Annotated in this window: 11 protein-coding genes and 1 riboswitch; of the genes, 5 read left to right on the top strand and 6 right to left on the bottom strand. The window is 37.0% G+C overall.

Features of this window, described 5'->3' with window-relative positions:
* The first annotated feature begins 3 nt into the window (after positions 1-3).
* Positions 4-1,731: a single-stranded-DNA-specific exonuclease RecJ gene (gene recJ / locus Dongsha4_RS06005; protein WP_330204812.1), complete on the top strand. Its 1,728-nt coding sequence runs from the start codon at positions 4-6 to the stop codon at positions 1,729-1,731.
* Positions 1,732-1,789: 58 nt separating this feature from the next.
* Here recJ and thiC read toward each other — a convergent pair whose 3' ends face one another.
* On the bottom strand, positions 1,790-3,172 hold the full coding sequence (thiC, locus tag Dongsha4_RS06000) for a phosphomethylpyrimidine synthase (protein WP_330204811.1): 1,383 nt from the start codon (positions 3,170-3,172) through the stop codon (positions 1,790-1,792).
* A gap of 5 nt (positions 3,173-3,177) precedes the next feature.
* Positions 3,178-3,273: riboswitch (TPP riboswitch) on the bottom strand.
* 153 nt (positions 3,274-3,426) lie between these two features.
* Between thiC and Dongsha4_RS05995 the strand changes: the two genes are divergently transcribed.
* A complete protein-coding gene (locus tag Dongsha4_RS05995) occupies positions 3,427-4,260 on the top strand; it encodes a carbon dioxide-concentrating mechanism protein (protein ID WP_330204810.1) in 834 nt (277 codons plus the stop codon).
* Positions 4,261-4,440: 180 nt separating this feature from the next.
* On the opposite strand, the gene plsX is transcribed toward Dongsha4_RS05995, so the two are convergent.
* From plsX to secA, 3 genes are all read right to left on the bottom strand, one after another.
* Positions 4,441-5,487 (bottom strand): phosphate acyltransferase PlsX, encoded by a 1,047-nt coding sequence (plsX, locus tag Dongsha4_RS05990; protein ID WP_330204809.1) that lies wholly within the window; start codon positions 5,485-5,487, stop codon positions 4,441-4,443.
* 51 nt (positions 5,488-5,538) lie between these two features.
* Positions 5,539-5,868: a hypothetical protein gene (locus tag Dongsha4_RS05985; RefSeq protein WP_330204808.1), complete on the bottom strand. Its 330-nt coding sequence runs from the start codon at positions 5,866-5,868 to the stop codon at positions 5,539-5,541.
* Between the two features lie 294 nt (positions 5,869-6,162).
* Entirely contained in the window at positions 6,163-8,982 is a 2,820-nt protein-coding gene (gene secA, locus Dongsha4_RS05980) for a preprotein translocase subunit SecA (protein ID WP_330204807.1), read from the bottom strand.
* Between the two features lie 208 nt (positions 8,983-9,190).
* Between secA and Dongsha4_RS05975 the strand changes: the two genes are divergently transcribed.
* From Dongsha4_RS05975 to Dongsha4_RS05965, 3 genes are all read left to right on the top strand, one after another.
* Complete coding sequence (locus Dongsha4_RS05975) at positions 9,191-9,409, top strand: hypothetical protein (RefSeq protein ID WP_330204806.1); 219 nt, start codon at positions 9,191-9,193, stop codon at positions 9,407-9,409.
* Positions 9,410-9,426: 17 nt separating this feature from the next.
* Positions 9,427-9,621, top strand: a complete 195-nt coding sequence (locus Dongsha4_RS05970) for a Txe/YoeB family addiction module toxin (protein ID WP_330204805.1) — start codon at positions 9,427-9,429, stop codon at positions 9,619-9,621.
* 120 nt (positions 9,622-9,741) lie between these two features.
* Positions 9,742-10,878: an esterase-like activity of phytase family protein gene (locus tag Dongsha4_RS05965; RefSeq protein WP_330204804.1), complete on the top strand. Its 1,137-nt coding sequence runs from the start codon at positions 9,742-9,744 to the stop codon at positions 10,876-10,878.
* A gap of 154 nt (positions 10,879-11,032) precedes the next feature.
* Here Dongsha4_RS05965 and Dongsha4_RS05960 read toward each other — a convergent pair whose 3' ends face one another.
* Both Dongsha4_RS05960 and Dongsha4_RS05955 read right to left on the bottom strand, forming a co-directional pair.
* Positions 11,033-11,590: a cobalt chelatase gene (locus Dongsha4_RS05960; protein ID WP_330204803.1), complete on the bottom strand. Its 558-nt coding sequence runs from the start codon at positions 11,588-11,590 to the stop codon at positions 11,033-11,035.
* Positions 11,591-11,715: 125 nt separating this feature from the next.
* On the bottom strand, positions 11,716-12,984 hold the full coding sequence (locus Dongsha4_RS05955) for a serine hydrolase (protein WP_425590778.1): 1,269 nt from the start codon (positions 12,982-12,984) through the stop codon (positions 11,716-11,718).
* Positions 12,985-13,041: the final 57 nt, after the last annotated feature.

Here is a 13,041-nt window from a genome sequence, read left to right as displayed (position 1 = left end):
GGAATGACACATAATCTACCCCGTCAACGTTGGAAATTTTATCCTTCTCAACCTCACATCGTCACAGATATTGTTAAGCACTTTGGGGTTTCCCTCATTATGGCTCAGGTTATCGCTAATCGTGGCATTGACGATATAGATTCCGCCCAAGCCTATATCACCCCCGAAACCGTTAACTTACCTTCTCCCCTCGCAGAATTTCCTGATTTACCCTATAGTATTCAATTATTAAAAGATGCGATCGCATCTGGAGCAAAAATAGCCATCTGTGGAGACTATGATGCAGACGGGATGACAAGTACAGCTTTACTAATTAGAGCCTTAAAACACCTTGAGGCAAAAGTAGATTATGCTATTCCTAGTCGTATGAAAGACGGTTATGGTATTAATGAACGTATTGTCGAAGAGTTTAAGCAAGAAGGAGTAAGTTTAATTCTGACAGTAGATAATGGTATTTCTGCTTATAATCCCATCAAAAGGGCAAAAGAATTAGGTTTAAAGGTTATTATAACCGACCATCATGACCTCCCAGAAAAATTACCCCCTGCCGATGCTATTCTCAATCCCAAACTTCTCCCAGAAACTTCTCCCTATTATGGATTAGCAGGAGTAGGAGTCGCTTATGTCTTAGGAGTTTGTTTGGCTCAATCTTTAGGAAAATTAGACGGTTTGACCAAATCTCTTTTAGAATTATACACCATAGGTACGATCGCAGATCTTGCCCCTTTAACTGGAGTGAATCGCCGTTGGTTAAAAAGAGGTTTAAAACTACTTCCTAAATCAGATATTCTGGGAATTCAAGCCCTAAGTAAATGTGCAGGATTAACAGAAGAAAAAAAACAGTTGCATTCTGATGATATAGGTTTTAAATTAGGGCCAAGAGTCAATGCTATTGGTAGATTAGATGACCCACAAATTGTAATTGAATTATTCACCACTGATGACGAACAAATCGCCATTACGAAAGCATTGCAATGTGAGCAAACTAATCATACTCGTCAAGAATTATGCAAACAAATAGAAAAAGAAGCCATAGAAATTATTGAAACAAAACCAATTAAATGGCAAGAAGATAGAGTATTATTAATTATTAATAATCATTGGCATCATGGTGTAATAGGCATCGTTGCCTCTCGTTTAGTAGAACGTTATGGAGTGCCAGTTTTTATCGGTACTTATGAAGATGAAGACCCAAGCATAATAAGAGGTTCAGCGAGAGGAATTGAAGAATATAATATATTTTCTGCTTTACAATATTGTGATGATTTATTAAAGAAATATGGAGGTCATAAAGCCGCAGGAGGTTTTAGTTTTGAAGCGAAAAATTTAGATTTAATTCATCAACGTTTAAAAGAATTTTCCTATCAATGTTTACTACCTGAATATTTAAAACCTTTAATCAAAATAGATGCTCAAATAACCTTTGAACAAATAACCTTCAAACTATTACAAGAAATTGAGGATTTATACCCTTGGGGTATTGAAAATAAAGCCCCCATTTTTTGGACTCCCCACGTAGAAATCAAGTCTGAAAGAATTACTAAAACAGGAGAGCATTTGCAACTATTTATTTCTGATGGTACAAGGGAACTAAAAGCGATCGCATGGCGTTGGGCGGTATATTCACCTCTACCTAAAATAGTAGATATTGCCTATAAACTAAAAGAAAATGAGTGGCAAGGAGAAAAATCTATTCAACTAGAATTAGTTGGCATCCGACAAAATCTTTGAGTTTATTAGATTGTAGAGTAGGGTGGGCAATGCCCACCATTAAGACTCAAAGAAAAAACTATGCCACAGGTTGCTTACTACTAGCTTCTTTTGCTAAGAATTTTTCCAACTCTGTTAAAGCATCCGCATCTACTTTAGTTTGCATAGGACAGAATTTAGGACCACACATAGAACAAAATTCTGCTTCTTTATAAATATCTGCAGGTAATGTCTCATCATGGTATTCTCTTGCTCTGTCTGGATCTAAAGATAGCTCAAACTGACGATTCCAGTCAAAGTTATAACGAGCTTTAGAAAGTTCATCATCTCTATCTCTTGCACCGGGGCGATGACGGGCAATATCTGCCGCATGAGCCGCAATTTTATAAGCAATTAAGCCATTACGCACATCTTCGGCGTTAGGTAAGCCCAAATGTTCTTTCGGAGTAACATAGCATAGCATCGCAGTACCATACCAACCAGCCATAGCCGCTCCGATCGCACTTGTGATATGATCATAACCGGGGGCAATATCTGTCACCAAAGGACCTAAAACATAGAAAGGAGCTTCTGAGCATTCTTCCATTTGTTTTTTCACATTGAACTCAATTTGATCCATCGGTACATGGCCAGGGCCTTCTACCATTACTTGTACATCATGTTCCCACGCACGGCGGGTTAATTGTCCTAAAGTTTTTAACTCAGATAATTGAGCCTCATCAGAAGCATCATGGGTACAACCGGGGCGCAAAGAATCACCCAAACTGAAAGAAACATCATATTTCTTAAAGATTTCGATAATATCATCAAAATGAGTGTAAAGGGGATTTTGTTTATGATGATGCAACATCCAACGGGCAATAATACCACCACCACGGGATACAATACCAGTGATACGATTACGTACTAAAGGCAAGTATTCAATTAAAATACCTGCATGAATAGTCATATAATCAACACCTTGTTGAGCGTGTTTTTCGATGATGTGTAAAAAGTCATCGGCGGTAAGATTTTCGATTTTTCCGTGTACACTTTCTAGGGCTTGGTAAATGGGAACTGTACCAATGGGGACAGGAGAAGCATTAATAATTGCTGTGCGAATTTCATCTAAATTACCGCCACCGGTGGATAAATCCATAACGGTATCTGCACCATATTTTACCGCTAAGTTTAATTTAGCTACCTCTTCATCAATATTGGATGAATTAGGAGAAGCCCCAATATTCGCATTCACTTTACATTGAGAGGCAATACCGATGCACATAGGCTCAAGATTGGGGTGATTAATATTAGCAGGAATAATCATTCTGCCCCTTGCCACTTCATCTCGAATCAAATCAGCAGGTAAGTTTTCTCTTGTCGCTACATAGTGCATTTCTTCGGTAATAACACCTTGACGAGCATAGTGCATTTGAGACACGTTAGCTTGTCCACGACGTTTCGCTATCCATTCTGTACGCATATTTTTTCCTCTATAAACAGCTTTCCTACGCTGGTATTACCCAGTCTCAGGTTCTAAGGGTTTTTCTCAGCCTAACAAATTAGACACCCCTAGCTATGTGCTAAATTGTATCATTATTTGAGTGAGAATGGCTAATGGTCAACTCTAATCCTCAATTGCTATTTCTCAACAATAGATGTATGATTATAGAGTAGATACAGTTAAGAAAATCTTAAACAATCACACTACTTACTTAAAACAATCGTATCATTTTCATGAGACATAGGCACATTAGTCCCGATAGCGCCCTTGGTTTGGTTTCTACTTACAGCTTTCCTGCCATCGTGGGAACGGCTGACATGATGTTGAAATCTGCTGAGGTGATGTTAGTAGGTTATGAGAAAATTGGTGCGGGACATTGTACTGCTATTGTCAGGGGGAGAATTGCAGATGTGCGTTTGGCGGTGGAAGAAGGGGCGAAAATGGCGGAGCAAATAGGTCAATTACACACAAAATTGATTATTCCTCGCCCGATGCCTAATTTAGAGGCAGTATTTCCCATTGGTAGCCGTTTGGTAGAGGTAGCACAACAAAAAAGAGGGTTTAGCCGTTTAAGTAATCGTTCTATTGGCTTATTGGAAACCAAAGGATTTCCCGCCATGGTGGGAGCGGCGGATGCAATGTTAAAATCGGCGGATGTACAGTTAGCTTCTTATGAAACTATTGGGGCGGGGTTGTGTACAGTAATAGTTAGAGGTTCAGTGGCAAATGTAGCAGTTGCGATCGAAGCTGGAATGGCTGAAGCAGAAAGGATTGGCGACTTAAATGCCGTGATGATTATTCCTCGACTCCTAGAAGACTTAGAGCATACGTTACCTGTTGCGAATTATTGGTTAGAACAAGAAAACAAAGAACATCCTTTACCAACATTTACATCAAGACAAAAAGAAAGAACAAAACGTAAATTAGTTGCTCTACCTGAACTAGAAAAAATCCCTCTTACTTTTGAAACAAGAGAAAAAGTTAAACAAGAGGCAAAATTAGAATCTCAGTTGGAGTTGAGTGCTGAATTAGAGTTAAGTCCTGACAATGAAAATAAGGAAGATTAAACTGATAAAGGTTATAATCTGATATTACATTCAAACTATTAGCTATTGGTTTAGGACATTGGGGAACAATAAGTTTTTAATTATCAACGATTCACCTTTTTCCCTACCCTTTTCCTTTGTCATTTAATCTACACTAGAAACTTGCCACCCGAAACCCGATACCTAAACCTATTACAATGGTTAATTAGTAATCCCTAACTGCTCATTACTAACGGATTTCTCTCCTTGAAAATTGCGAATACGGTCTAATACTTGATTATCCACCGCTTCTTTAGCAATACGAATAGCACTAAAAATAGAAGGTGCTTGGGAACTACCGTGACTTATAATACAAACCCCATTTACCCCGAACAATAAAGCACCTCCATGCTCTGCGTGATCAATTCTTTGCTTGATGCGACGCAAATTTGGCTTTAAAATACCTGTACCGATTTTACCTCTGACTCCATAGGGTAATTCCTCTTTGATTATTTGTAACATAATCTCCCCTACTGCCTCGGCAAATTTTAATAAGACATTACCGACAAAGCCATCACAAACGATAACATCAAAGTCTCCTGAAAGAACGTCTCTGCCTTCCGCATTACCGATAAAGGGGATTTTCGGATTCTGTGAGAGCAATTTATAAGTTTCTTTGGCTAATTCATTTCCTTTGCTTGATTCCTCACCGATATTGATCAAGCCTACTTTTGGATCTTCAACTCCTAGTACGTATTTACTATAAACTGTTCCCATGAGGGCAAACTGTTCTAAGTATTTAGGTTTAGAGTCCACATTTGCTCCCACGTCGAGGACAATTACCGATTTATTGGCATACATAGTGGGAAAAACAGCACCAATAGCGGGGCGATCGATTCCTTTGAGTCTGCCGAGTCCCAGTAAAGCGGCGGCCATTGCCGCTCCTGAATGTCCTGCGGAAACAACTGCTTGGGCTCTATTTTCCCTTACTAACCCCATTGCCACGTTAATAGAAGCATTCGGCTTACGACGAACCCCTACAAGTGCCTCTTCTTCCATTGAGACAACTCCATCGGCGGGGACTATTTCAATATTGGTAGAGGTACAACCATGATGATCTAATTGTGCCTGAATAGCTTCAGGATCGCCGACTAAGAGTATATCGACATCTAGTTCTGCTGAGGCTCTAATTGCACCAGCTACGATTTCTTGAGGGGCATTATCTCCGCCCATTGCATCCACTGCTATTTTTGCGCGCGTCTCTGCCATTGGTCAATCTATTGGGTTTAAAATCTCTCAAATTATATCATAATTGAGTCTTTATGCCTTGTCTTCTTCTTCGTCTGTGATAATTTCAATGATGCGAGGCTCTGAAGAATTGCTATTTTCTTCTTTGTTGGCTTTTTGATTATTTTGTTGTTGGAGAATTTCATCGACAAATTTACGGGCTTCTTCGGTATTCATTTTTCCCTTATTGACCATTTCATCGGCTATTTGTTGTAGTCTGTGGGGAAACTCACCATTAATGACTAATTTATCGGCTTGTTCTTTTAATTCCTGTAGGGCATCGTTAGCTTTTTCTACGGCAAATCCTGCAATACCGACTCCTAGATAAAATGCTTTTTGTAAAAGGTTTTCTGGTTCACTCATGATGGTTTAAGTTTTTTGCGGATATTTACCTAAAATGTTAGCAGAAAGCCCTCACCATGTGCGAGATGCCAAAAGAAAGCAGTTGCGACAAAACGGGTTTATATACCCAAATCAAACGGCAAGAAACATCCCATCCGAATCCCAACCGTGAGAGATAGAGTTGAAGACTTGAAATAAGGCTTGAGCCGTGTGATTGGAAACAGTCACGCACGATTCTTAAGGCAGGGAAGAGAGGTGACTCCCAAACCCTACCCAATAGCAAGTATTTTATTGAATATCTGACAGCCTATTTTGTTAGACGGCTTGAGGTTGTACTTGGGGTTGGAATTGGAATAAGGAGTAAACCACGTTACGGCGAATGTCTATCATCATCTCTAAGAACATTTCATAGCCTTCTTGTTTATATTCAATTAAGGGATCTTTTTGTCCATAACCCCTTAAACCAACGGATTCTCGTAAACCGTCCATTTTTTGCAAGTGTTCACGCCAAAGGGTATCTATTTGTTGCAGAATAAAGAATCTTTCCGCTTGACGCATTAACCCTGTTTGGATTTGTTCAATTTGATTTTCTTTTAAATCATAAGCCTTGTGGACTTCTTCATGGAGAAATGTTTTCATCTCTGCAACAGTCATATCCTCTAAGTCTTTGACGGTGATGTCTTGGAGAAGATAAATAAATTCTTTAGCTTTTTCTACCAACGCTTCTAAATTCCACTCATCAGGGGGTAAATCAGGATTGACGTAAGCATCGACAATTTCATCCATCGTTTGGGTTGCGTATTGCAATACTTGACCTTTTAAGTCTCTTCCTTCTAAAACTCGACGACGTTCAGCATATATAGCACGACGTTGGTTATTCATAACTTCATCGTACTCAAAGACGTTTTTCCGTGCATCATAGTAGAAGGTTTCTACTTTTTTCTGTGCCCCTTCTAAGCTACGGGTGAGCATTCCCGATTCAATGGGCATATCCTCTTCCACTCGAAAGGCATTCATTAAACCTGCAACTCTATCTCCGCCAAAAATCCGTAATAAATTATCTTCTAAGCTCAAAAAGAAACGGGTTGAACCGGGATCTCCTTGTCTTCCTGCTCTACCTCTTAATTGGTTATCAATCCTTCTTGATTCGTGTCTTTCTGTCCCAATGACGTGCAAACCGCCTTTATCGACTACTAAATCATGTTCTTTATCTGTTACCTCATCATATTCTCTACGAATGGCTTGATAGACTTCTCTTAATTTTTGTATGACGGGATCTTCTGTCGGTGCTTTTTCGGCTGCGATCGCAATTTTTTCTTCTGCCTCCAATTCGGATAAACTCTGTTGCCCATATTTTTCCACCGCAAATTTCACGGCCTCTTTCAAAAGAGCCTCAGTATCTGTTGATAACTGACAGGGAAATAAATCTGAGGAAGGCTTCCAGTTTTTTTGTTTTTTACCGTCGCCATTACCACTAAAACCCTGCCCTTTAGAACGTTTAGCCATATCAACACCTGGCACAGTCACCATTAATTGATCATCTTCAGGAGTTACAATTTGGGGCATAAAATACTCTCTTAACTTTAACCTTGCCATATAGTCAGAGTTACCACCAAGAATAATATCTGTACCACGCCCTGCCATGTTAGTTGCAATGGTTACAGCCCCTTTTCTACCAGCCTGAGCAACAATTTCTGATTCCCTTTCCACGTTTTCTGGTCTAGCATTAAGGATATTATGAGGAATTTCTCTTTCTTGTAATAAACGAGATAAAACCTCAGATTTTTCTACGCTGGTAGTACCTACAAGTACAGGTCTGCCCGTTTCGTGCATTTCTTTGCATTCTTCCGCAACAGCTTTCCATTTTGCGATTTCATTTTTATAAACTACGTCAGGTAAATCGTTTCTATCGGAGGGGCGATTAGTTGGAATAATGGTAACTTCAAGGTTATATACTTTTTCAAATTCCGTTTCCTCGGTTTTGGCAGTACCAGTCATACCCGATAGTTTAGGATAGAGTAAGAAGAAGTTTTGATAGGTGATACTCGCTAAGGTTTGGGTTTCTTTTTGAATTTCTACTCCTTCTTTTGCCTCAATAGCCTGATGTAAACCATCGCTCCATCTTCTTCCAGCTAAAACTCTCCCCGTAAACTCATCCACGATTACCACTTCATTATTACGGACGATATAATTAACATCACGAGTAAATAATTCTTTAGCTTTAATGGCATTGAAAATATAATGAGCCCAAGGATTCTCTTGATCATATAAATCTGTAACTCCTAATAACTCCTCAGCATGGGCAAAGCCTTCATCAGTCAATAAAACATTTCTTGCTTTTTCGTCCACTTCATAATCACCGCCGTCACCCTCTTCATTTTGACGGGTAAGCATTTGAGCAATTTTCGCCGCTTCCATATATTTTTCCATAGGACGCTCAACCTGTCCTGATATAATCAAAGGAGTACGAGCCTCATCCACTAAAATAGAGTCAACTTCGTCAATAATACAGTAATTAGGAGGACGTTGTACCACATCAGCCATATCCGTAGCCATATTATCTCGAAGATAATCAAAGCCTAACTCACTATTAGTCGCATAGGTAATATCGGCACTGTAATTTTTCTGTCTTTCAGGGGATGTCATCCCACTTTGAATTAAGCCCACACTTAAGCCTAAAAAACGATGAATTTGCCCCATCCATTCAGCATCACGACGAGCAAGGTAATCGTTAACGGTGACAACGTGTACACCTTCTCCTGTTAAACCATTAAGATAGGCGGGTAAAGTTGCGACAAGGGTTTTACCCTCCCCTGTTTTCATCTCGGCAATCTGCCCTGTGTGTAATACAATACCCCCTAGTAACTGCACATCATAATGACGCATTCCCAAAACTCTTACCCCTGCTTCTCTCACTAGAGCAAAGGCTTCGGGTAAAATTTCATCTAAGATAGTATCTTTTTCTTCTTTTGTGGTGGCTTTTGCTAACATCTCTTGAAAAGATGCGGTTTTTGCCCTCATTTCATCGTCGGTTAATTTCTTTATGTCTTCTTCTAAAAGATTTATTTCTGCAATGTAAGGTTGTAGTTTTTTTAGTTTACGAGTGTTAGGATCTCCAAATAGCTTTTTAAACATAGCCAGTTTTTATAGTTTCTTTAAATATATCTATTAGTTTTTAATCATATCATTTATGGCTATGGCTAATTTGATTCAGTGGATTTCTTGCACATTAAGGTTAAATTAATTTATTCCCTAATAAACATAAGATGCGATCGCTCTTCAATTTTATAAATTATTGGGATATAATGAATGGGCGAACAATCGGGGAATAATATTAAGTGAGATGAAAACTATTACTCTGAGAATCGACGATCGCATTAAAGAACAATTTATAAGTCTTCTTAAGAATTTTTCGGAGAATGAATTAAGGATTTTAGAAGAATCTGAATATATTAGTGATAATGAATATTTGAGGTCTCTATCAGGAATGGTTGAAAGTATAAAAGAAGCTAGAAAAGAACCGATTGAAAATGGTGTTACCTTAGAGGAACTAGATTGGTAGTGTATAAGATAATTTTTATGACACAAGCGCAGAAAGATGCGAAAAAGTTATCTTCAAGCGGATTGAAACAAAAAACATTGAAACTAATTGAAATCATAACCCATAACCCTTATCAATATCCACCTGAATATGAGCTACTCAAAGGGGATATGAAAGGATTAATTAGTAGAAGAATTAATAAGCAACATAGGTTAGTTTATGAAGTGATCTGAAGAAGAAAAATTGATTAAGATATATCGAATATGGACTTATTATGATTGATGCGATCGAGTTTTGTATAGATTACACGTATTAAGATTAAAATTGTTATAAACTTGCCCCTTTTATTTTTTATGTCTATTTCTCGAACTAGATTTATCGGTTTTATTTTAGTTTTATTCTTTTTTCTTTTCCCCTTTTATGATTTAAAGTCTTTAGCAGAAGTCGATCGCACTTTCTTAGATTTAAAGATAGAATTTTTAGGGGAATATACCCTCAAAGAAATTAATTATCAAGATACTGTTATTGGTGGCTTATCAGGAATAACTTATAACCCAAAAGAAGATGTTTACTATTTAATTTCTGATGATAGAGCTAATATTTCTCCTGCTCGTTTTTACACAGCTAAAATAAATATTGAAGAAGAAAAAATAGAAAATATAAAAATAGAAAATGTTACCTTTTTAAAGGACAAAAAAGGAGAACTGTATCAAAAAAATACTACTGATACAGAGGGAATAGCATTTAGTCCTCGCAACAGTTTATTTATTAGTAGTGAAGGGCTTACAAATAAAAATATTCCTGCTTTTATTAATGAATATGATTTAGAAGGAAATTTATTAAATTCTATAAGAATACCAGAAAGATACATTCCCAAAACAGGTGAAAAAAAAGGTATTGAAAATAATTTAGGATTAGAATCTTTAACCATTAAAGCTAATGGATTTATGCCAGATGACCCTTTTCGCTTATTCACCGTTACAGAATCAGCATTAGTTCAAGATGTCGATTTGAAAAATCCTTTAACCGTTTTAAGATCTCGTTTTTTACATTATGTGATCAATCCTTTTGGCGATCCTGTATTGATTGGAGAACATTTATACACCATTGATGAACCTTCTTTTAGCACCTTATATAATGGTGTTGCCGATTTATTATCACTACCAGATGAAGGTTATTTATTAAGTTTAGAAAGAACTTTTGGCTTAAGGGGATATGGTGCGAAAATTTTTCAATTGGTAATAGGAAATGCTAGTGATATTTCTGGTCAAAAATCAATTTCTGGAAACATTGAAAATATTATTCCTATTAAGAAAAAATTACTATTAGATTTAAAACAATTAGGAATAAAATTAGATAATTTAGAAGGAATGACTCTTGGTGGTCGTTTTCCTGATGGTAGTCAAAGTTTGATTCTTGTTAGTGATAATAATTTTTCTGGGAATAGTAAACAAAAAAATCAGTTTTTATTATTCAAAATTAGTAAGTAATTCAACTTAAGTTCGGAGTTTAGAGTTTAGGATTGAAAGTAAAAATTACTTTAGTTGTTCAGCAAAATATCCGGTTTAGACAAGTTCTAAGTTTCAGTCAAATCTTTTATAAACATTTATTAGTCCTAACAAAATTTATCAATTTATCTTAAACTTAATTGAAACAATTATAAATGCCTAAGCGAGGAATTTCTAAAGGAAGTTGATAAGAATAATTAGTATTTAAGCAAGTATTCGCCATAAATTTAAAACCGTTAGCGAAGTTTTCTAATCCTCCCTCTGTTAAGTAACGCCATAATAAACTAACTTGAGAAATGGACATATTCGACTGACTAAATAATTCTGCATCGGGGCGATCGTCTCCCGGTAGAATAAATAAGGATGCTTTAGTTTGAGAAACAGTATCTTTACAAACTTCTAAACCATAACTCCAATAACTTCTCCCTCCTAACAGTCGCAGAATAATTACTTTGGCATGGGATAAAACTTCTTCTGCATAGGTATCAATAGTTAATTCTTGTTGCAATTGTAATAAATTTACTACTCTCATGGGCGGAAAATCTTCTGGCAGTTTTTCTAAACAGGCGGCAGTAGTTTGAATATCTGTATCGGCGCTGGTAATAAAAATAATTGGAGCGGGATTTTGTTCGATGAAAATTACCCCTTCTGTATCAGGATTCCATCCCCCCGGTGTAGCTGGTATGCGGTGCATATTTCAATTAAAAAGTTGTTGAATAAAAGGCAAAAGGGCAAAGGTAAATAGTTGATGATAATTAATAATTTCTAACTCTTAACTCCGAACCCTTAACCCCTAACTCCGAAGCCCAAACCCCTTATTTATTGGCTAGTTTCATTATTATTTATGGGAGGACGGGCAAGATACCATTTAAAATGTTGATAGGCAGTGCGGGAAATCTCTTGAATTAAAGTTCTAGCTGAGTAATCATTATGAGGACGTTTGACTAAAACTGCTCCAATATAACGTTTTCCTGTGGGCATATCGATTATACCTGCGTCTCCTAATACTATGCCTATATCTCCTGTTTTATGGGCAATGATGGCATTATTTTCTAATCCTTGAGGTAGTAAGGTTTGAGTTTTTGTCCGTCGCATTATTTCTAAGAGGCGATCGCGCGATCGCACAGACAACAAATCACCCTGATTAACTTTAGCTAAGAGAATCCCCAAATCTCTAGGGCTAGTGGTATTTGTACCTTCTAAATCAGGCAGAAGATTACGAATAACAGTATTTTCTAAACCCCATTCTTGAAAACGCTTATTTAACTCATCTTTACCCCCCAATCGCTCAATAATCATTTCTGTGGCAGTATTATCACTATTAATGATCATTTCTGTGGCAGTATAAAGAGCAGTAAACTGTGTTCCTAACGGTTTATATTGCATATTACCAGAATGAGGAACTCTATTCGCTTCTGTCATAGTTAACTTTTCATCAAGATAAATTTTTCCCTCATCAATATCTTGAAGAAAAGCGACTAAAACGGGTATTTTAATGGTACTGGCGGCAGGAAAAGGAGCAATGCCATTATAGTTAACATAAGCACCATTATCCAAATCAACAAAAAACGCTCCGGGTTCTAATTTAGGATATTTTGCCTTAAGAGCATCAAATTTACTTCTTAAAGCTGTTAATTCTTCAGAAAATCTTAATTCTTCTGGATTGCTATTTACTTCAGGAGTGTAGGCGAGAGGTTGACTCTCTTGACTGGCATTTGTTTCTTGATTCAGAGATGTATTTTGTGCAACTTTATCAACAAAGGGAATATCAATTTTCGGAAAGAGGGGTTTAGTTAAATCAGTATTAGCCAAGACACTACCAAAAATAGTTCCAATACCTACACCAAAAATTGTTAAACGAAAAACATTGTTAAAGATAGTATTGACTAAATTCTGTTGCTCTTTTGCCTGAGTGACAACATTTTCCTGAGTAATAGATGTGTATGGGGCGTTTGTTTTCCTAATTAGCCTTTTATTAGTTTGTGTTTGGGCTACTTTTGATTTTATATTTCTTCTATTTGCTTTCGTGCTTGAAGCCTTACGTCTATAATTATTTTCCCCATGAGTTCGAGATAAAAAAATAGCCAAAATATTCCCCCCATTAATTACTATCTACGGTCAAAGTTTCTTTAATTATCTAGTTAT

The organism is Cyanobacterium sp. Dongsha4 (assembly GCF_036345015.1).
Classification (GTDB): domain Bacteria; phylum Cyanobacteriota; class Cyanobacteriia; order Cyanobacteriales; family Cyanobacteriaceae; genus PCC-10605.
The sequence above is the reverse complement of the archived record's forward strand: the minus strand, read 5'-3'. Positions and strand labels throughout refer to the sequence as shown.